The following is a 19647-nucleotide window of genomic DNA, read 5'->3' as shown; positions in this document are numbered from 1 at the left end:
GGACGATCGCGCGGGGCGAGGTCCGGGAGCGGCGGTGAGGATGATCGGAGAGGTGGGACGGTCAGCGGATGATCAGGGCCATCGCCTCGGCGCGGGTCTTGTCGCTGCTGCGGAAGTCCCCGCGGACGGCCGAGGTGATCGTCTTGGCACCGGGCTTGCGGACGCCCCGCATGGTCATGCAGAGGTGCTCGCACTCGATCACGACGATCACCCCGCGCGGCTCCAGCACGTTCATCAGCGCGTCGGCGATCTGCGAGGTCATCCGCTCCTGCACCTGGGGGCGCCGGGCGTAGACGTCGACCAGGCGGGCCAGCTTGGACAGGCCGGTGACCTGTCCCTTGGCGTTCGGGATGTAGCCGACGTGGGCGACGCCGTGGAACGGCACGAGGTGGTGCTCGCAGGTCGAGTAGACCTCGATGTCCCGCACGAGCACCATCTCGTCGTGATCCACGTCGAAGACCGTGGTCAGCACGTCCTCGGGCGTCTGTCCCAGCCCGGCGAACTGCTCGGCGTACGCGCGGGCCACCCGGGCCGGGGTCTGCTGGAGGCCGTCCCGGTCGGGATCCTCACCGATGGCGATGAGGATCTCCCGCACGGCGTTCTCCAGCCGGACCGCGTCGACCTGGAGCGGCTTGACGCCTCCCACGGTCAGTTCCCGTCCCTGGGCACCGAGTCGGAGTGACCCGTTCCCGCGGGCAGGGCGCCGTTGCCGCCCGCCACCTGCTCGCCCGCGGGGAGCGAGCCGTTGCCGGACTGCTCCTTGCGGGTCAGGATCGGCGGGCGGTTGGAGGGCAGCCGCTTGCCGTAGCCGGAGTAGGAGGGGCGCTTCTCCTTGATCACGACCGGGGCGAAGATCTCCAGGACCTGGCTGCGGGAGAGGGTCTCCTTCTCCATCAGCTCCAGGACCAGGTTGTCGAGCACGTCGCGGTACTCCACGAGGATGTCCCAGGCCTGGTCGTGCCCGGCCTCGATGAGGCGGCGGACCTCCTCGTCGATCGTGGAGGCGATCTTCTCGGAGTAGTCGCGCTCGTGGCCCATCTCGCGGCCCAGGAAGACCTCGCTGTTGCCGCTGCCGAACTTGCGGGCGCCGAGCTGCTCGCTCATGCCGTACTCGGTGACCATGCGGCGGGCGACGGAGGTGGCCTTCTCGATGTCGTTGGAGGCACCGGTGGTGGGCTCGTGGAAGACGAGCTCCTCGGCCGCGCGGCCGCCGAGCAGCATCGCGAGCTGGTCCAGCATCTCCGAGCGGGTCGCGAGGAACTTGTCCTCCATCGGCAGCGTCATCGTGTAACCGAGGGCGCGTCCGCGGGACAGGATCGTGATCTTGTGGACCGGGTCGGAGTTGGGCAGCGCGTGCGCGACCAGGGCGTGACCGCCCTCGTGGTACGCGATGATCTTCTTTTCCTGGTCCGACATGACCCGCGACTTGCGCTCGGGACCGGCCATCACGCGGTCGATGGACTCCTCCAGGAGCTCCATCGTGATCAGCTTCTGGTCGGCCCGCGCGGTGAGCAGCGCGGCCTCGTTGATCACGTTGGCCAGGTCGGCACCGGTGAACCCGGGCGTCCGGCGGGCGATGATGTCGAGGTCGACGCCCTCGGCGAACGGCTTGCCGCGCCCGTGCACCTTGAGGATGCCCTTGCGGCCCTCCAGGTCGGGACGGTCGACGGTGACCTGCCGGTCGAAACGGCCCGGACGCAGCAGCGCGGGGTCGAGGATGTCGGGCCGGTTGGTCGCGGCGATCAGGATCACGCCGCCCTTGACGTCGAAGCCGTCCATCTCGACCAAGAGCTGGTTCAGCGTCTGCTCGCGCTCGTCGTGCCCGCCGCCGAGACCGGCGCCACGGTGGCGGCCCACCGCGTCGATCTCGTCGATGAAGATGATGGCCGGCGCGTTCGCCTTGGCCTGCTCGAACAGGTCCCGGACACGCGAGGCGCCGACACCGACGAACATCTCCACGAAGTCGGAACCGGAGATGGAGTAGAACGGCACCCCGGCCTCACCGGCGACGGCCCTGGCGAGCAGGGTCTTGCCGGTTCCGGGCGGGCCGTAGAGCAGCACGCCCTTGGGGATCTTGGCGCCGATCGCCTGGAACTTGGCCGGGGCCTGCAGGAACTCCTTGATCTCCTGGAGTTCCTCGATGGCCTCGTCGGCACCCGCGACGTCGGCGAAGGTGGTCTTGGGGGTGTCCTTGGTGATGAGCTTCGCCTTCGACTTGCCGAAGTTCATGACCCGCGAGCCGCCACCCTGCATCTGGTTCATGACGAACAGGAAGATCAGCACGATGACGACGATCGGCAGGAAGCTCACCAGCAACCCGACGAGGAAGTTCTGCTGGGGCACCTCGACGTTGTACCCGCCGGGCAGCTTGTTGGCGGCCCTGGCCGCCTGCAGCCTGTCGGTGAGCTGGACGCCCTGACCGGTCACCCAGGAGGAGTAGTAGCGCTTCTTGTCGGTGAGGGTGACCTCGACGCGCTGGTCCTTGTCGATGACCTTGGCGTTGGAGACCTTGCCCTCGTCGATCCAGCTGATGATCTGGGAGGTGTCTCGCTTCTCGTAGTTGCCCTCCCCACCCAGCATGGTGGAGACGAGAAGGAGCAGTACGACGATGCCCAGGATCCACAGCAGTGGCCCACGTGTAAATCGCTTGAGATCCATCCGATGCGGAACCCCGGCGGGCCCGTCCCTTCCTGACCAGAGCCTGGCAACCCCGGGCGAACCCGGGGTTCGCGGTATCCCTAACCGCTCCAACTGACTACCCCGGAGGGGACCACAGGCCACCTCTTCGGTCGTCCGAAGGTACACCGGCGCGACGCGCGGAGTTACCGCGCGGTCCGCACCGGCTTTGCCTTACCAACGTACGTCAGGTAGGTCCGTGTTCCCCGCCGCTATGGGCAATGTCGCGTTTGTGAATCACACTCTTCGCGCAGGGCGTACTTTTCCGCCCGCTCCGCCTCAGCCGGCCCCGTACACGTGCGGTGCGAGGGTCCCGATGAAGGGCAGGTTGCGGTAGCGCTCGGCGTAGTCGAGGCCGTAGCCGATCACGAACTCGCCGGGGATGTCGAAGCCGATGTACTTCACGTCGATCGGCACCTTCACCGCCTCGGGCTTGCGCAGCGCCGCGCAGATCTCCACCGAGGCGGGATTGCGCGACCGCAGGTTCTGCACCAGCCACGACAGGGTCAGGCCGGAGTCGATGATGTCCTCCACGACCAGCACGTGGCGTCCCGCGATGTCGGTGTCGAGGTCCTTCAGGACCCGCACCACCCCCGACGACCTTGTGCCCGCCCCGTAGGACGACACGGCCATCCAGTCCATCTGCACGGGCAGGTGCAGGGCCCTGGCCAGGTCCGCCATGACCATGACCGCACCCTTGAGCACCCCCACCAGCAGCAGGTCCTTGCCCGCGTAGTCCTCGTCGATCCGGCCGGCGATCTCCTTGATCTTGGCTTGGAGCTCTTCCTCGGGAATCAGGACCTTCGCGAGATCCCTGCCCATGTCGGCTGCGTCCACCTGGGATTTCCTTACGAAAAGGGGCTGTCCGTCTGTCTGGCGAATATCAGGGTGTCATACCGCCGGACGACGGCCACCCCCCCGGGCACCTCTATGCGCCGCTGTCCCCGCCAGGCCGTCACCAGAGTGTCGATCTGCAGGACGTGCGAGGCCGCGAGCGTGCCGGGCGGGGCGCCCGCGTCGATCACCGCCCGCCGCAGCACACGGCGGCGCACCGCCACCGGCACACCCTCCAGCTCCGGTACGGCCACCACCACCGCGTCGATATCGCTAAGAGCGCAATCCGGGACGGCCGAGCGGGCGTAGACCTCGTCCGCCCACGCGTCGAGCGCGTCGGCGTCGTCCCGGCACAGGTCCGCGGTCCTGGCGAGCGCCTCGGCCATCCCCGGGCCGAGCTCGTCCTCCAGGGCGGGCAGCAGCCGCCTCCTGACCCGGACCCGGCTGTAGCGGGCGTCGAGGTTGTGCGGGTCCTGCCACGGGGTCAGGCCGAGCGCCGCGCAGGCGGCCACGGTCGTGGCGCGGCCGAGGCCCAGCAGCGGCCTGCGGTAGATCCCGGTCAGCGCGGGCATGCCGGCCAGCGAGCGGGTGCCGCTCCCCCTGGCCAGGCCGAGCAGCACGGTCTCGGCCTGGTCGTCCCTGGTGTGCGCCAGCAGCACGGCCGCGGCGCCGAGCCGCTCCGCCGCCCGCGACAGGGCCGCGTACCGTGCCTGCCGGGCCGCCGCCTCCGGCCCTCCCGAGGTGCCCACCGAGACGGTCAGCGCCTCGGCGGGATCCAGTCCCAGGCCGGGCGCGAGCCCGACCACGTCGGCCGCGCGGTCGCCGGAACCCGGCTGCAGGCCGTGATCGACGGTCAGCAGCCCGGCGCGCAGCCCGGCGCGAGGCACGACGAACCCCAGCGCGGCGGCCAGGGCCAGGGAGTCGGCGCCGCCGCTGCACGCGGCCAGCACCAGCCGGCCCGGCTCCAGGTCGCCCAGCGCGAGCCGTACGGCACGGCGGACGTCGGCGACGGCGGGATGCGGACCCATGACGGCCATTGTCCGGCCTGCGGCGGGCGCCACGGCACATCGCGCCGTGGCGGGACGCGGCGTCGCGGTGCGGCACCGTGGTTCGGCATCGTGGGGAACGGGAAGCGGCGGGGCGGACGTGCCGCCCCGCCGGTGGGTCGTGTCGGTGGATCATGCCGGTCGGTCGGACATGCCGGCCGGGATCGACCGGCCGGCCCGGTCAGCCGACGGTGCCGCCCGCGGGGATGGCCGGGGTGCCGATGACCCTGGCGATCCAGCGTTCCGGAGAGGCGATCTCGGCCTGGCTCGGGAGCGTCGCCGGCGAGGTCCAGATCTTGTTGAAGCCGTCGATGCCCACCTGACCCACGACCGTGCGGACGAAGGCCGATCCCTCGGCGTACTGCTTCATCTTGAGGTCGAGGCCGAGCAGCCTGCGGACCGTGCGGTCCAGGCGGGAACCGCCCTCGCGGCGGTGGTGGAACTTGGCGCGGATGTCGGCGACCGTGGGCACCACGGAGGGGCCGACCGCGTCCATCACGTAGTCGCCGTGCCCCTCGACCAGGGTCATCACCGCGGTGAGCCGGTCGAGGATCACCTTCTGCTCGGGCGTCTGGATGGCGTCGATCAGGTTGCCCTCGCCGCCCCTGACCACGTCGGTGAACGTCCCGGCGGCCGAGCGGAGGCGCTCCAGCAGGACGGGCAGGTCGATGTCGGAGGCCAGCAGGAAGTCGGTCGTCTGCGACCTGACGTACTCGCGCAGCCAGGGAACGCCGGTGAACTGCACCCGGTGGGTCTCCTCGTGCAGGCAGACCCAGAGCCGGAAGTCACGCGGGTTGACGTTGAGCTCCTGCTCGGCGTGGACGATGTTCGGCGCGACCAGGGTCAGCCGCCCGGTGGGCGCCTGGCCGGTCGGGTCCGGCGGCAGGAACAGCTCGTACTGCCCCAGCACGCGGGAGGCCAGGAAGGCCAGCACCGCGCCCACCTCGACGCCGGTGACGCGCGAGCCCACCGCGCTCACGATCGCCGGTGTCTGGTCCCTGCGGGCGGCCATCCGCTCGGTGAACGGCTCCAGCACCACCCGGAAACCCTCGACGTTGGCCTTGATCCAGCCGGGCCGGTCGACGATGGTCGCGGTCTGTGGCGCGGTCTCGGTGTCGATTCGGGTGAAGTCGCGGACGTGCCCCTCGGCCTCGCGCGAAAGTCGTCGCAGATCGGCGACGGCCTGGCGGGCCTCCTCTCGGCTCACTTGCGGCCCGGGGCGCACCAGGCGCGTTCCGGTCGCTACGGCAAGATCCCAGTCGATCACCTGCATACCGTCCACCGTACGTGCTGTCCCGTCCGGCCGCGCACCCGGAACCCGCGATCAGCCGGAGGCGACCACCGCGGCGAGCCGGTCCAGGGCCGCCTCCGCCTTTCCCCAGCCCGGCGGTACGTCGTCGGCCATGAACGCGAAGGTCACCAGGCGCCCGCCCCGCGTGGTGGTCATCCCGGCCAGGGTGTTGACCCCGTCCAGGGTGCCGGTCTTGGCGCGGATCAGCCCGTGGGCGGAGCGGAGCCGGTCGAACCGGTGTCCCAGGGTGCCGCTGAAGCCGGAGATGGGCATGCCGGCGACGATCGCGTGCAGGTCCGGACGGTCCGGGGAGGCCGCCACCGCGACCAGGCGGGCCAGCGCCTGGGGGGTGATGCGGTTCCTCGGCGAGAGCCCGCTGCCGTCGAAGACCCGCACGCCCTCGGCCGCGCCGAGCCTGGCCAGCACCGCGCCCACGGCCGCGGCGCCGCCGTCGAAGGAGGCGGGCTTCCCCTCCTTGATCGCGACGTGCCGGGCCAGCGCCTCCGAAAGGTCGTTGTCGCTGAGCGTGAGCGCCCGCTCGACCAGCGTGTAGACCGGGGCGGAGTCGACGCGGGCGATCTCCCGCGCGCCGGCCGGGGCCCTGGAGCGCCTGGCCGAGGACGAGACCTTGATCCCGTTCCTCGACAGCAGCGACACGAACGCGGCGTGCGTCGCGCGCGAGGGGTCCGCGACCCGTCCGCTCTGCCCGGGCGAGGCCCTGCCCTCGTCGAGCATGAGCGCCGTGACCGGGGCGACGCTGCCCTCGGGCACGTACCCGGGCTTCCACGTCGCGGCGGTACGCGGACCGGTGTAGAGGAAGTCGTCGTAGGCCACCGTCACCCTGGTCGTCCCGGCCGCCTTGAGCGCCCTGGCGGTACGCGAGGCGAGCGTGGCGAGCGTGGCGGGCCGGGGGTGGACCTGGCGGGCCGCCGCCCGGGGACTCGCCAGCGTGGGGTCGCCGCCGCCGACGAGGACGATCGTGCCGGGCGAGGCCCCCCGCACCACGCGGGTGCTCAGCCGGGCGTCCGAGCCCAGGGAGGCCAGCGCGGCCACCGAGGTGACCACCTTGGTGGTGGAGGCGGGGGTGATGCCCTCGCCCGCGCCGCTGCCGAACAGCACGGCGCCGCTCTGCGCGTCCAGGACCGCGGCGCCGACGCTTCCGCCCAACGCCGGGTCACCCAACGCCTTGGTCAACCGCTGCGCCAAAGTACCCTTGGCAGGGAGAGGCCCGTTCCCCCCCGCGGCCAGCACCGGACCCGCGGTGATGACCGGGACGGGGGGCGGCTTCGCCGACGCCACCGGCTCCGGCTCCCTGCGGACCAGCGCATCACCGGTGAGCAGGTGCGCGCCGGCCGCGACGACGAAGATCTGCAGCAGGACGAGAGTGACCAAGGCCACCCACCGATCACGCCGCATCACGCCGCCGACCTCTCATCGTCCATAACCATCAGGCATAAAACGCTTACGAGACATTAACGCCCAACCGGGGGTGCCCGGAGGGTTGAGTGGAGGAACCGCGGTGGAGTTCGACGTTCTCGTTGAGATTCCCAAGGGGCAACGGAACAAGTACGAGGTGGACCACGAGTCGGGCCGCATCAGGCTCGACCGCATGCTCTTCACCTCCACGCAGTACCCCGCCGACTACGGCTTCATCGAGGACACCCTCGGCGAGGACGGCGACCCGCTCGACGCCCTGGTGCTCCTGCAGGAACCGACCTTCCCCGGCTGCCTGATCAAGTGCCGCGCGGTCGGCATGTTCCGGATGACCGACGAGAAGGGCGGCGACGACAAGGTCCTGTGCGTCCCCGCCACCGATCCCCGGATGGAGCACATCCGCGACATCCACCACGTGCCGGAGTTCGACCGGCTGGAGATCCAGCACTTCTTCGAGGTCTACAAGGACCTGGAGCCCGGCAAGTCCGTCGAGGGCGCCAACTGGGTCGGCAGGGTGGAGGCCGAGGAGGAGATCGTGCGCTCCATCAAGCGGGCCGCGGACGAGGCGGCCGGCGGGCACGCGCCCGGCCACTGAGCGACGGGCACCGGACGACGGGCACCGGGACCGGGACATCCGGCGGGACGTCCGGCGGACGTCCACCGGCGGATCCCGGGCCGTCAGACGGGACGGGTCGCGCCGACCAGATCGCTGCGCCACATCGGCGCGACCCGGACCACGTCCCCCGTCTGCGGGGCGTGCACCATCAGCCCCTGGCCGATGTAGATCCCGACGTGGTGGATGTCCCCGGGGTTCCGGGTGACCTGGCCGTAGAAGAGCAGGTCACCCCGGCGCAGCTCGCTGAGCGGGACGTGCGGCCCCGAGGTCCACTGGGTGCCGGTCCAGTGGTCGATCCTGATCCCGACCCGCTCCCAGGCCCTCATGGTCAGCCCCGAGCAGTCGTACGCGGCCGGGCCCGCCGCCGCCCAGACGTAGGGCTTGTCGAGCTGGGTGAGCGCCCAGTCCGCGGCGATGTCGCCCCTGGCCGACCCCGCCGCCACGTTCAGCGCCCAGCGCGAGGCGTCGTTCCCCGAGGCCACCCGGGCCCGTGCCGCCTCGCGGCGGAGCGCCTCCTGCTGGAGCCGGGCCCGCTCGGCGTTCTCCCTGGCGATCCTGGCCCGCTCCAGGGCCGCGGCGCGCTCCCTGGCGATCAGGTCGGCGGCGCTGCGCGCCTCGTCGGCCAGCTTCTCCAGCCGCGCCTGCTCCCGCTCGATCCGCCGGGTCTCCTCGACCTGTTCGGCCACGGCCTCCTCGGCGGCCCGCTTGGCCTCCTCGGCCGCGACCGCCGCCTCCCGCTGCCGGGCGTAGGCGTCCTCGGCCTGTTCCCGCAGGATGGCGAAGACCTCCTGGGCCTCGCGCAGCTGTTTCAGCCGCTCGGCCTGGCCGCCGCCCAGGTGGGCCAGGATGCTGGCCCGGCGCAGGTAGCCGTCGTCGGCGGTGCCGCCGCCGGCCATCACGGTCATCATCGGGTCGCTCAGGTCGACACCGCCGTAGTTCTGGGTGGTGATCGCGGCCACCGCCCGGCGGGACTCCTCGACCTCCGAACCGGCGGTCCCGGCGCGTTCGGCGGCCTGCTCGGCCACCTCCCTGGCGCGGGTCGTCCTGACCAGTTGCCCGTTGTAGGACTCGACGAGCCGCTCGGCGTGGATCGTCAGCGCCTCCAGCCTGGCCTGCGCCTCGGCGACCAGGGCCGTGGCGGTGCCGAGCCGCTCACCGCGCTCGCGGGCCCTGGCGCGTGCCTCGGCGACCTCGGCGGCCGACGGGCCCCGCACGCCGGGCGCGACGTCGTCGGGCGGGGCCGAAGGACCGGGCACGGCGACTGCGGGGAGCCCCGGCCCGGTGATCAGGCAGCAGGCCAGGCCCGCCACCGCGGCGACATGACGGCGCCGTCCGATTGAACGCATGCGTCTCCCCCCGGAGTCCCCCGTGAAATACCGCGTGACGCGGTGCCGCCCCCCAGAGCGGCGCACCGGCCGCTCAGGCGGCCTCCCTCAGCATTCCCGCCGATCACTCGAAGCACACATGACGCTCACGCACCGTGACGATCGCCCGCCACGACATCCCCGTCCGCGAGGGTGCGGCCCTCATCCTTCCGGGTCGGCGCCGCCCCCGGTAGGCGTCGTGTCCTGGCCGGTGTTCCCCGGCCGGGCGGTGTCACGGCTGGTGTCCTGGCCGGTGGCGTCCGGACGGGTGGTCTCTGGACCGGTGGTGTCCGGGCGGGCGTCCTGGCCGGTCGTGCCGGTGCCGGTCGTCTCGCGGCGGGTGGTGCCGACGCGGGCCGTCTCCTCGCGGGCCGTCTCCTCGCGGGCCGTCTCCTGGCGGGCCATCTCCTCGCGGGCCGGGCCGGCGGGAGCGGGTCCGGGACCCCCGCCGGGACGGCCGGTACCGGCCTGACCCCGGCCGTGGCCTTCCCGCCGCCCGGAGCCGGTGTCCGGGGAGGCGGCCACTCCCTCTCGGGACCGGTGACCGCCGGACGCGGGCCGGGAGCCGTCGTGCGAGCGTCCCGGCGCCACCGCCGGGCGCCGTCGGTCGGGAGCCCCCGTCCCGCCCGCGGGGAGCCCTGATCCGCCCGGCGGGACTCCGGCCGGCCCGGCGGCCGCTGGGCGAGCTCGCAGAAGCGCGACGACCGGTGCCCGTGGTGGTGACGATGCGGGAGGCGTCCCGGTGGACGGTGCCAGCGGCGCCCGTCGGGCCCGGACTCCGAGGACGGCGGCACGGGCGGGAGCCGTACGGGTGGCGGGGCCGGAGGGCCCACCGGCGGGGGCGGACCTCCCTGCCGGTCGGGCGGGCCGTCAACGGGCGGGCCCTCAGCGGGTGGGCGCGGGGACTCGCGCGGGCCGTCAGCCGGAGGCTCGGCCGCGTTCCTGGGAGAACGCTCGCCGGGGTCCCTCGGAGCACGCTCGGCCGGTGACGCCGGATCCTCGGCCCCTTCCCCGGCCGGGCCCCGTCCCGGGGACCGGCCGGGGAAGGGGCCGTCCTGCGGCCCGGATCCGGTGGTGCCGGACGACCACGCCGACCCCAGCGAGCCGACCAGCTCGACGGCAGACGCCTCGTCGGCGTGACCGGGCGTCAGGTCCGCTCCCCGGCCGGGCTCCCACGGCCGGTGGCCGGACGGAGGTTCCACCACCGCCGGGAGACCGCCCGAGGCGACGCCGGGGCCCGCGGGGTCGGCCAGGGACTGGACGAGGACCAGGACGACCGCGGCCGCCGCCGCGGCGATCGCCACCGCCGTCCCGGCCGCCACGCGGGACCGGCGCGCTCGGGGAGACCGGCCCGCGGGGAACCCGGCGTCGTCCAGGGGGCCCGCGCGGTGGGCGACGTCGCGCCGGTAGGGGACCTGGCCGGGGTCGCTGAAGCAGTCCATCACCCGTTCGCGCAGGGCGGGCGGCAGCGTGTCCACCGGGAGCAGGTCGAAGACCTTGGCCGCCGAGACCTGCCTGACTCGGTGCGGGGCGCAGGTGTCGCACCGGTTCACGTGCCGGATCACCCGCTCCCGTGCCTCCGGGGTGAGTTCGCCCCCGAAGCCGGTCAGCAGGCGGGCCCGGCTCGCGCAGTCGTAGGGCCCCTTGCGGACCAGGACCTCGGCGGTGACGACGTCGCGCAGGCGTTCCCTGGCCGATTCGTACAGCGCTCCGGCGGCCTTGGTGCCCACGCCCAGGACCGCGCCGAGGTCGAGGGGGCCGAAACCGTGGCGGCAACTCAGGTCGAGGACCTCGCGGTCGCCGGGGGACAGGCTCCGGGTGGCGTTCCAGGCCATCACCCGCAGGTCGGCGTCGCCGCCGGTGACCTCCGGGGCGGGGGCCCGCGTCCCGGGCGCCTCGGCGAGGACGCGCCGGACGCACTCCTGCCGGGCGAGCGCGTACAGCCACGCCTCCAGCCGCCGGGGGTCGGAGAGGGCGTGGACGTGGGCCTCGGCGGCGACGAAGGCGCCGAGGAACGCCGCCTGCGCGTCCTCGGGGGTCGCGAGCATCGAGCGGCAGTAGCGGTAGACGCCCTCGGCGTAGGCGTCGTAGAGGGCGACGAGGGCCCCGGGCTCCCTCGCACGCAGGGCTTCGACCAGGACACTGTCAATCATGTGACCGACGGTAAAGGATCCGTCACACCACGTTCCAGTGGTTCACCGACAATGACGAGAACTGTCTCCGGCCGGTCAATCGAATCCGTAAGAATGACCTTAGGATTGCAGTAATAAATATTGATGAATGGTTTTATGACCGAATCGTTCGCCTCGGCCGGAGCCGTGGAGGGGGCCCGGCCGCAGCAGCCGACCGGAGGGGCCGGCCGGAAAGCCCGGTCCCGGGACTCGGTCACGGAACTCGGCCGGGGACCTCGGTCAGGGTCCCATGACCCCCGCCAGCTGCGCCTGCTTGCCGCGGTCCTTGGCGAACGGCGGCATCTTCGGCTTGACCGTGTGCAGCGGCAGCGCGCCGCCCAGGGCGAGCTGCTCGAAGGGACGGCTGCTCGACCCCCAGGTGCGCGCGGTCACCTCGGCCGAGGCGATGTCGCGCGGGTCCTCGACGCTCCTGATCTGCAGCACGAACCGTCGCCGCTCACCCGCCTGGACGTTGTCCACGAAGGTGCTCCCGCCCCCCAGCAGCTTTCCCTGCCGGTCGCGCAGCAGCGCGGTGACCGCCAGGCTGCGGGCGGGCATCACGTACGGGGTGCCGACGTAGCCGGTGACCAGGTAGTCGCCGTCGGTCGTGCGGTCGGTCAGCACGTCGTACACCGGGAAGGGCTGGAAGGCCGAGACGATCCGGCCGGCCCGGTGCCAGCGGGCCGGGCGGTAGGAGACGTTCACCGCGACGGGCCGCTCCTGGGTCACCACCTGGCCGGTGAAGGGGAGGCTGCCGCCCGGGGGCACCGCGTCCAGCGGCTGGTCCAGCCGGACGACCTCCTTGCCCTGGGAGTCGCTGGCGACGACGGTGGCCACCACGTGCTCGCCGAAGTGCCACGGGTTGGCGTTCGCCAGGACCCCGGCCCAGTTCACCACGTACCCGTCGTCGCCCTTCACGATGGACGACGCCTGTTCCCTGACCGCGAGCGGCTGGAGCGGCGCGACCGGATCCTTCTCCTCGCCGGAGCATCCGGGGCCTCCGGCGAGCAGCAACAGGGCCAGGGCCGCGACGATTCGGGTGCTGTGCTTCACCTAGCCGTGATAACCGGCGGGGCCGTCCCTCCCACCCCGACACGCCGACGGCGGCCCGACTCTTTACCTCTGCCGGACCACCCTGGTCTCATCCCATACCGGTTCAGATGATTCGTAGACCTTTCCATCGGAACCGAAGACCAGATACCGGTCGAAGTCATCGGCGAACCAGCGGTCGTGGGTGACCGCGACCACGGTCCCGTCGAAGGCGTCCAGCCCTTCCTGCAGCGCCTCGGCACTGGCCAGGTCGAGGTTGTCGGTGGGCTCGTCCAGCAGCAGCAGCGTGGTGCCCGACAACTCCAGCAGCAGGATCTGCAGCCGCGCCTGCTGACCTCCGGAGAGGGTCTCGAAGCGCTGCTCGGCGATGCTCCCGGCCAGCTCGTAGCGGGAGAGGGCCTTCATCGCCTCGTTCTTGAGCCGGGCGTGCTCGGTCATCACGATCTCGCAGGGCGTACGGCCGAGGAGTTCGGGTCGGGCGTGCGTCTGGGCGAAGTGACCCGGCACGACGCGGGCGCCGAGTCTGGCCACCCCGGCGTGCCGGACCTCCTCACCGGCGATCAGGCGCAGGAAGTGCGACTTGCCCGAGCCGTTGGAGCCCAGGACCGCCACCCGCTCGCCGTACCAGATCTCCAGGTCGAACGGCTTCATCAGGCCGGTGAGTTCGAGGCCCTCGCAGATCACCGCCCGCTTGGCGGTCCGGCCGCCCTTGAGCCGCATGCTGATGAACTGCTCCTTGGGAGCGGCCTCGGGCGGCCCGGCCTCCTCGAAGCGGCGCAGCCGGGTCTGGGCCGAGTGGTAGGCCGCGGCCATGGTGTCCATGTACTTGGCCTTCTGCTTGAGCATCAGGACCAGCCGCTTGATCTTGGCGTGCTCCTCGTCCCAGCGTTTCTTCAGCTCGTCGAGCCGCTCGTTGCGCTCCCGGCGCGCCTGGGCGTACGAGCGGAAGCCCCCGCCGTGCACCCAGATGTTGCCGGACTCGACGGTGATGATCCGGTCGGCCGCGTTGGCCAGGAGCTGCCGGTCGTGGCTGACCAGCAGAACGGTCTTGGGCGTGTCCCGCAGCGCCCCCTCCAGCCAGAGCTTGCCCGGCACGTCCAGGTAGTTGTCGGGCTCGTCGAGCAGCAGCGTCTGGTCGGGGCCGCGCAGCAGCGCCTCCAGCACCAGCCGCTTCTGCTCACCGCCCGACAGGGTGTTGACCTCGCGGTACTTGCAGTCGTCGTAGGCCATGCCGAGCGCGGCCATCGTGCAGGTGTCCCAGAGGACCTCGATGTCGTAGCCGCCCGCGTCGGTGTAGTCGGTGATGGCCTGCGCGTAGCGCATCTGCGCCTTCTCGTCCTCGCGCTCCATCATCACCAGCTCGGCCGCCTCCAGCTTCCCGGCCGCCTCCCGTACGCGCGCCGGGGCCACGCTGACCAGCAGGTCGTGCACGGAGCGGCCGTCACGGATGCTGCCGATGAACTGCCGCATGATCCCCAGGCCGCCGGAGCTCGCGACGTTGCCGTCGACCGGCTGCAGGTCACCGGCGATCAGCCGCATCAGCGTCGTCTTGCCCGCCCCGTTGGGACCGACGAGCGCCGCCTTGACCCCCTCGCCCACCCGGAAGGAGACGTCCTCCAGCAGCGGCCGCCCGTCCGGCAGAACGTACGTCAGATGGCCGACCTCAACGTGTCCCACGGCTATTCCCTTTCAAAAGGTCCTCGCGCAGGGTACATGCCGCTTTCATGGTCCGGCATCCGGGTTTCCGGTCGATACGGTCCGGCGAGCAGGCCGTCATACCCGGGCGGGGCGGGTCTCCTCGAGTGCGCGTGCGCCGGCCGCCCCTCCCCGACGCGCGTCACCGTCGGGCCGGACGGGATCCCGCGCGGGCCGCGTCGTGTTCACGAACGAGCATCGCGTCTCCCGGCGGCGAGAACCTGTTCCGGCTCTCCGGGAGACAGCAGGCATGGAACCACGAGGATCGAGATGACCGCCCAGCCGGTGGACACGGATCAGGCGGACGACGCCGAGCTGATCCGCCGCTCGCGCGACGACCCCGAGCAGTTCGCCGCGCTGTTCGACCGCTACGCCCGCCCGATCCACCACTACGTCGCCCGGCGGCTGAGCACCCAGGCGGCCGACGACATCACGGCGGAGACGTTCCTGACGGCCTTCCGCCGTCGCGACTCCTACGACCTGGCCCGGCCGCTGGCCAGGCCCTGGTTGTACGGCATCGCGACCACCCTGGTCGCCAGGCACCGGCGCGACGAGGAGCGGTTCCTGCGGGCGCTGAGCCGTACCGGGGCGGACCCGCCGCCGGAACCGATGGCCGACACGGTGATCAGCCGTGTCGCCGCCCAGGGGGAGGAGCGACGGATCGCGAAGGCGTTGGCGGGGCTGTCACGCGGTGACCGTGACGTGCTGCTGCTGGTCGCGTGGGGTGACCTGTCCTACGACGAGGTCGCGCAGGCGCTCGGCGTCCCGTTGGGGACCGTGCGTTCTCGATTGCACCGCGCGCGCAAGAAGGCCAGGGCCGTCATCGGCGGCGACCCGACCCGGGAGGAGAGGCAGTGAAGGAGATCCGGTGGTTCCGCGCGTCCGTTCCGACGATCACACGCGAGGCGGAGGAGTCGGCCCGCGCCCGCCTCCTGCGCGAGATACACACCCTGCCCGCGCCCGCGCGGCGGCGCCTGCCCCGGCTGTCCTGGAGGATCGCGCTCGCCGGCGTGTTGTCGGTGGTGATCGGCATCGGTGTGGTCCGATCGCAGGTGCCCCAGGTGACGCCCGTGGCCGGCGTCCAGGAGCTCAGCGAGCGCGCGGCCGAGGCGGTCGAGGCCCGCGGCGGGATGAAGCCCTCGCCGGGCCAGTGGTTGTACATCAGGGAGAGGCAGGCCACGCCCGGCGAGCTCGGCGGCGGGTTCGGTGTGAACATCGGCGAGCGCACCACCAGCGAGATGTGGACCAGCGTGAACGGCGAGCAGGTCGCCTGGTACCCGCCCGGCGGCGAACTGCTCGTCCAGGGCACCCATCCCGGAATCTCCGCGGCCGATCTGGCCGAGCCTCCCGTCACGCCACAGAAGCTGCTCGACCGGATCGACAAGGTCACGGCGGAGTCCATGGCCGAGTGGTTCAGCGGCGATGGCAGCCCTCATGAGGAGTCCAGGGAACAGCGGCTCTTCCAGGCGATCTACCAGCTCATGGGCGAGCAGGCACTCAGCCCCGAGGTGCGTGCCGCCCTGTTCCGCGCACTGCCCTTGATCGAGGGAGTGACCGTACGTCCCGATGCCGTGGACGCCGAGGGCAGGCGCGGGATCGCCTTCAGCCACACCGACGACTGGGCACGCTACGAACTCATCCTGAGCCCGGACGACTTCCGCTACCTGGGGACGTACGGGGTCACCGTCGCGGACCGCACGATGAGGTACGCGAACGTGGACCCGGTCTTCGTGCCGGCGGGCACCCCTCTCGTGCTCAGCGCCCAGCTGGAAACCCACCTGGTCGACAAGGCCGGGCAACGACCTTAGGACACTCTGGCGACCCCCTTCCGAGCAGGAAGGGGGTCGCGGTTCACAGGCAGGCCGACCTTGAGATGTCCCGCGACCATTCCGTTGCCCTTCAAAGGGTCCTCGCGCAGCGTTGCCCACCGACCTCGCCCTGCGGGCACTCGGATTTTCCGCCGGTACGGCACGGTGTCGCGACCGGCGTCACCCTTCGGCAGCTCCCTCGCTTCCACGAACAGGAACGCTTTGAGATGGATCGATGACACAGCGCTATCAGTATGCTATAGATGCATAGTACTATTCATCTATGAGGGAAATTCCACCGTTGCTGCTTCCCCTGTTCCGGTCCAACGCCGTCGGCGAACTACTCGCCTGGCTGTACCTGCACCCGGAGAAGGAGTACTCGACGACCGATCTCGCCAAACGGACAGGTGTGTCCCAGCCGACCGTGAGCCGTGAGATGGACCGGTTCGCCGCCGCCGGGTTGACCAAAGAGAGACGGCACGGCAACCTCCGCCTCATCCGTGCCGACACCGACACGATCGTCGCCAAGCCGCTCACCGACCTGCTGGCGGTGACCTTCGGCCCGGCGGCCGTCCTGCCGCCCCTCCTTCAGCCGATCCCGGGCATCGACGAGGCGTACATCTACGGCTCCTGGGCCGCCCGGCACGCGAACCAGACCGGGCCGTCCCCACGTGACATCGATGTCCTCGTGGTGGGCGCCCCGGACGAGGACGAACTGTACGACGCGGCACGAGCGGCAGAACGCGTTCTCGGCCGCGAGGTGAACATCAACCGGATCTCGCCTGCGTCGTGGCACGCCGACCAGGGCGACCCGTTCGTGACGTCCCTGCGGAACAAGCCCCTCCATCTTTTGATTCAGAACCGGAGAACACCGTGAGATGGATGCAGGGACGCGACCGGATCGACGCGATGCTGACCGCCGGTCAGTTGGAGCGGGTACCGCCGAGCCGGGAACATGCCGACACCATGATCGCCCAGGCCGAGCGGCACATCATTCTCGCCCGCAGCGGTGTCGGGACAGACCCCACAGGGGCCTACCAACTCGTCTACGACGCCTCACGGAAGGCTCTCGCGTCGATTCTGGAAAATCAGGGCTTACGTGCCACAAGCAGGGGCGGGCATCTCGCGGTGCTGGACGTGGTGACGGCTCAGTTGGATCCTCCGCTCGGACAGGCACTCCGCTCCTTCGACCGCATGCGCCGCCGTCGCAACAGCGCTGAATATCCACGCCCCGACACCCCGGAGATCACTCCCGACGACGTGCTGCAGGACCTGGAGAAAGCCGAGCGGTTCATAGCCCTCGCCGCCAAGGTACTAGACCAGATGAGCCCGTACTGAGGTGCCCGCGAGAGTTCCGAGCACTTCCCAGGGGATCACGACACTTACGTCAGATGGCCGACCTCAACGTGTCCCACTGTGCTTCCCTCTTTCCGAGTCCCCGCGCAGGCTACATGCCGGTTTGCAGGTCCGGCATCCCGATTCCAGCCGGTACGGCCTGCGACCCGGTCGTCATGCCCGCGGCGAGCGGATCGCCCCGGTGCTCGTGAGCCGGTGAACTCCTCCCGGGGCACACCGCCGAGCTGGACGGGATCCCGCGTGGGTCCTTGCCGCGTTCGCGGTCGAGCATCCCGTCCCCCTCCGGCGAGAGCCCGTTCCGGCTCTCCGGGAGACGGCAGGCGATGGCCGGGGAGATCGGCGACCGTTCTCGACACTCTCGGTGACCGTGGTCCGGAGCCGTGTCCGCCGGATTTTCGCCGTTCGCCGCGGGATCCCTGCCGGTCCGTCGACTCCGCCATATGACACAAAATGCTTTTTTACGGACTTAATTGATTAAATCCACACAAAGTACCTTGCTGAGGTTTTTATCAGAAAGGGATGGCCAGCCGAAACCGTTATCGGTACTGCACTTTTGGTTACGGCAAACCTAATACCAGGGCAAGATCATACGTTTATTCGTCAGTCCGAAAATACTTAAAATGAGGTATTTGTTTCATCAGTGGCGCTGATTACTCTCCCGATCATGGGTTCTCAATGGGAGGAACACCTTTGTCAGTGAAACTGCGTCGCATCATGTCGGCGATCGCCGCGGGGGGACTCGTCGTCCTGGCGATGGCGAGTCCGGTGGCCGCGTTCGCGCCGCCGTACCTCGACGAACCCACCGGTCCGTACGTACTGCCGGTGGACGCCAACGTTCCCAAGCGTGGCTGCACCACGACGCTGTCCGACCCCAAGAACGCGAGCGGGAGCACCCCGGCCATCCAGGTGATCTACGCCTGGCACGACGGCGGCGGGAACAACTACGAGACCCATGTCGAGCAGATCGCCAAGCTGGTCGACCGGATGGACCTGGAGCTGGACGATTCCACCAACTACGACCAGCACCTGAAGCTGAGCTGCCGTACCGGCTACGACACCGGCACCTACTCCGGTTACGCCCGCGCGCTGGTGGTACCGGAGAAGATCGAGGCCGGTGTGATCGGCGGCGAGACCACGGTGGACAAGATCACCGATGATCTCGGCGCGGCGGGATACGACAACGCCAACCGTAAGTACGTGGTGTTCGAGGACTTCAACGGGACCGCGACCGCCTGGTGCACGACGACGTGCGCGGCGACCGCCGACGAATGGTCCAGCGCCACCCAGCTGCACGAACTGATCCACCTCGGCGCGGACAGTTTCTACGTGGACCATCCCAAGGTCACCGAGGCCGTCGACCACCTCAGTTATCCCGACGTCATGTCCAACCCGAGGTACGACTGGCAGCTGGACCACGACTTCAACAACTACTACGACCCGAGCGAGACCACGGCGACCTTCTACACCGGCAACGAGGCCGCCGACACCCGCAAGGTGAACGTCGCGGCCTGGCCCTACTTCACCGCCCCCACCTGCTGCGACATCGGCTACAGCAACGACCTGCTGACCGCGCAGGAACGCACCGTCGAGGCCGACGCGCCGTACGCCACCCCGACCGGGTTCAGCGTCTCGGGCGGCGGCTGGATCCAGGTGACCCCGCCCGGCCCGACGTCACAGATCTCGGCCAAGCACTACGACGGCCGCCGGTCGCTCACCATGAGCGTGCAGTCGCACGCCGTCGGCGTCGTGTCGGTCACCCGCAGACCCGCGGTGACCGCCGGCCAGACCTACAGGTTCTTCGCCAAGATGACCACCGCCACCTCCGGCAACGTGAAGCTGCGCCTGTCGTGGTACAACTCGTCCAACACCCTGATCTCCTCCAGTGAAGGTCCGGCCATCGCGCTGACCGGCACCTGGACGGAATACCGGCACAGCGCGACCGCCCCGGCCGGAGCGACCGGCGTCCAGATCTCGGTGGTCAGCCCCGCCGGCCAGACCTTCGCCTACCAGCTCGACTCCCTCCAGCTCAACCACTGCAACAACGGCAAGACCGCCGACGGCTGCCGCCTGGACACCTGGCAGTGACCTCCGGGTGACGAACTGACCCAACGCCTCCCAACGCCTCCCAGCGCCTCCCGGCGGTGACCCGGTACACCGGAGCCCGCCGGGAGGCGCTGGGTCGTCCCTTGCCATGTCTCTTGCCATGTCGTCCCTTGTCGCGCGGCGGGGTCCGCGGACGGGGCGAGAACAATCCGATGGGAAAACGTCGGGGGCCGGTGGTAGAAAGCAGGTCCGACCCCCGTCCT

At 70.7% G+C, this 19647-nt stretch carries 16 protein-coding genes; 6 read left to right on the top strand and 10 right to left on the bottom strand.

Annotation, left to right across the window (positions count from 1 at the left end; genetic code table 11):
* Positions 1-61: 61 nt before the first annotated feature.
* The 6 genes from folE to dacB all read right to left on the bottom strand — a co-directional run bounded on the left by folE (position 62) and on the right by dacB (position 7245).
* A complete protein-coding gene (gene folE / locus ABD832_RS12340; protein WP_344892939.1) occupies positions 62-646 on the bottom strand; it encodes a GTP cyclohydrolase I FolE in 585 nt (194 codons plus the stop codon).
* A 2-nt stretch (positions 647-648) separates the two neighbouring features.
* A complete protein-coding gene (gene ftsH / locus ABD832_RS12335) occupies positions 649-2658 on the bottom strand; it encodes an ATP-dependent zinc metalloprotease FtsH (protein ID WP_344892937.1) in 2010 nt (669 codons plus the stop codon).
* Positions 2659-2955: 297 nt separating this feature from the next.
* Positions 2956-3513, bottom strand: a complete 558-nt coding sequence (gene hpt, locus ABD832_RS12330) for a hypoxanthine phosphoribosyltransferase (protein ID WP_344892935.1) — start codon at positions 3511-3513, stop codon at positions 2956-2958.
* Between the two features lie 11 nt (positions 3514-3524).
* A complete protein-coding gene (gene tilS, locus ABD832_RS12325) occupies positions 3525-4538 on the bottom strand; it encodes a tRNA lysidine(34) synthetase TilS (RefSeq protein ID WP_413224246.1) in 1014 nt (337 codons plus the stop codon).
* Positions 4539-4737: 199 nt separating this feature from the next.
* Positions 4738-5829, bottom strand: a complete 1092-nt coding sequence (locus ABD832_RS12320) for a zinc-dependent metalloprotease (RefSeq protein WP_344892931.1) — start codon at positions 5827-5829, stop codon at positions 4738-4740.
* Between the two features lie 51 nt (positions 5830-5880).
* Complete coding sequence (gene dacB / locus ABD832_RS12315; RefSeq protein ID WP_344892929.1) at positions 5881-7245, bottom strand: D-alanyl-D-alanine carboxypeptidase/D-alanyl-D-alanine endopeptidase; 1365 nt, start codon at positions 7243-7245, stop codon at positions 5881-5883.
* A 121-nt stretch (positions 7246-7366) separates the two neighbouring features.
* Between dacB and ABD832_RS12310 the strand changes: the two genes are divergently transcribed.
* On the top strand, positions 7367-7876 hold the full coding sequence (locus tag ABD832_RS12310; RefSeq protein ID WP_344892927.1) for an inorganic diphosphatase: 510 nt from the start codon (positions 7367-7369) through the stop codon (positions 7874-7876).
* An 83-nt stretch (positions 7877-7959) separates the two neighbouring features.
* Here the strand turns inward: ABD832_RS12310 and ABD832_RS12305 are convergent, their stop codons facing one another.
* The 4 genes from ABD832_RS12305 to ABD832_RS12290 form a co-directional block, all read right to left on the bottom strand.
* Positions 7960-9243 (bottom strand): C40 family peptidase, encoded by a 1284-nt coding sequence (locus ABD832_RS12305; RefSeq protein WP_344892925.1) that lies wholly within the window; start codon positions 9241-9243, stop codon positions 7960-7962.
* A 125-nt stretch (positions 9244-9368) separates the two neighbouring features.
* Entirely contained in the window at positions 9369-11414 is a 2046-nt protein-coding gene (locus ABD832_RS12300) for a sigma factor (RefSeq protein WP_344892924.1), read from the bottom strand.
* A 258-nt stretch (positions 11415-11672) separates the two neighbouring features.
* Positions 11673-12485, bottom strand: a complete 813-nt coding sequence (locus ABD832_RS12295) for a hypothetical protein (RefSeq protein WP_344892922.1) — start codon at positions 12483-12485, stop codon at positions 11673-11675.
* A 63-nt stretch (positions 12486-12548) separates the two neighbouring features.
* Positions 12549-14159 carry an ABC-F family ATP-binding cassette domain-containing protein gene (locus ABD832_RS12290; RefSeq protein WP_344892920.1) on the bottom strand — a complete coding sequence of 537 codons (1611 nt, stop codon included), beginning with the start codon at positions 14157-14159 and terminating at the stop codon, positions 12549-12551.
* A gap of 288 nt (positions 14160-14447) precedes the next feature.
* Between ABD832_RS12290 and ABD832_RS12285 the strand changes: the two genes are divergently transcribed.
* From ABD832_RS12285 to ABD832_RS12265, 5 genes are all read left to right on the top strand, one after another.
* On the top strand, positions 14448-15035 hold the full coding sequence (locus tag ABD832_RS12285; RefSeq protein WP_344892917.1) for an RNA polymerase sigma factor: 588 nt from the start codon (positions 14448-14450) through the stop codon (positions 15033-15035).
* On the top strand, positions 15032-15985 hold the full coding sequence (locus ABD832_RS12280; protein ID WP_344892914.1) for a CU044_5270 family protein: 954 nt from the start codon (positions 15032-15034) through the stop codon (positions 15983-15985). Before ABD832_RS12285 ends, ABD832_RS12280 begins: the two co-directional genes overlap by 4 nt.
* A gap of 283 nt (positions 15986-16268) precedes the next feature.
* A complete protein-coding gene (locus ABD832_RS12275; RefSeq protein WP_344892911.1) occupies positions 16269-16862 on the top strand; it encodes a MarR family transcriptional regulator in 594 nt (197 codons plus the stop codon).
* 5 nt (positions 16863-16867) lie between these two features.
* Positions 16868-17323 (top strand): hypothetical protein, encoded by a 456-nt coding sequence (locus ABD832_RS12270; protein ID WP_344892908.1) that lies wholly within the window; start codon positions 16868-16870, stop codon positions 17321-17323.
* Positions 17324-18037: 714 nt separating this feature from the next.
* The gene (locus ABD832_RS12265) at positions 18038-19426 is read left to right on the top strand and encodes a carbohydrate binding domain-containing protein (RefSeq protein WP_344892905.1); all 1389 of its coding nucleotides are present in this window, start codon (positions 18038-18040) and stop codon (positions 19424-19426) included.
* Positions 19427-19647 lie beyond the last annotated feature (221 nt).

Origin of the sequence: Streptosporangium longisporum, from assembly GCF_039534895.1 — a bacterium.
Classification (GTDB): domain Bacteria; phylum Actinomycetota; class Actinomycetes; order Streptosporangiales; family Streptosporangiaceae; genus Streptosporangium; species Streptosporangium longisporum.
Note: the sequence above shows the minus strand (reverse complement) of the source record. Positions and strands in the feature narration are given on the sequence as shown.

Bases quoted from the DNA above. Each gene is read 5' to 3' on its own strand.
- ABD832_RS12320 (WP_344892931.1), bottom strand. From the start codon at position 5,829: ATGCAGGTGATCGACTGGGATCTTGCCGTAGCGACCGGAACGCGCCTG.
- ftsH (WP_344892937.1), bottom strand. From the start codon at position 2,658: ATGGATCTCAAGCGATTTACACGTGGGCCACTGCTGTGGATCCTGGGC.
- ABD832_RS12275 (WP_344892911.1), top strand. From the start codon at position 16,269: ATGAGGGAAATTCCACCGTTGCTGCTTCCCCTGTTCCGGTCCAACGCC.
- tilS (WP_413224246.1), bottom strand. From the start codon at position 4,538: ATGGGTCCGCATCCCGCCGTCGCCGACGTCCGCCGTGCCGTACGGCTC.
- ABD832_RS12305 (WP_344892925.1), bottom strand. From the start codon at position 9,243: ATGCGTTCAATCGGACGGCGCCGTCATGTCGCCGCGGTGGCGGGCCTG.
- ABD832_RS12285 (WP_344892917.1), top strand. From the start codon at position 14,448: ATGACCGCCCAGCCGGTGGACACGGATCAGGCGGACGACGCCGAGCTG.
- ABD832_RS12270 (WP_344892908.1), top strand. From the start codon at position 16,868: ATGCAGGGACGCGACCGGATCGACGCGATGCTGACCGCCGGTCAGTTG.
- ABD832_RS12300 (WP_344892924.1), bottom strand. From the start codon at position 11,414: ATGATTGACAGTGTCCTGGTCGAAGCCCTGCGTGCGAGGGAGCCCGGG.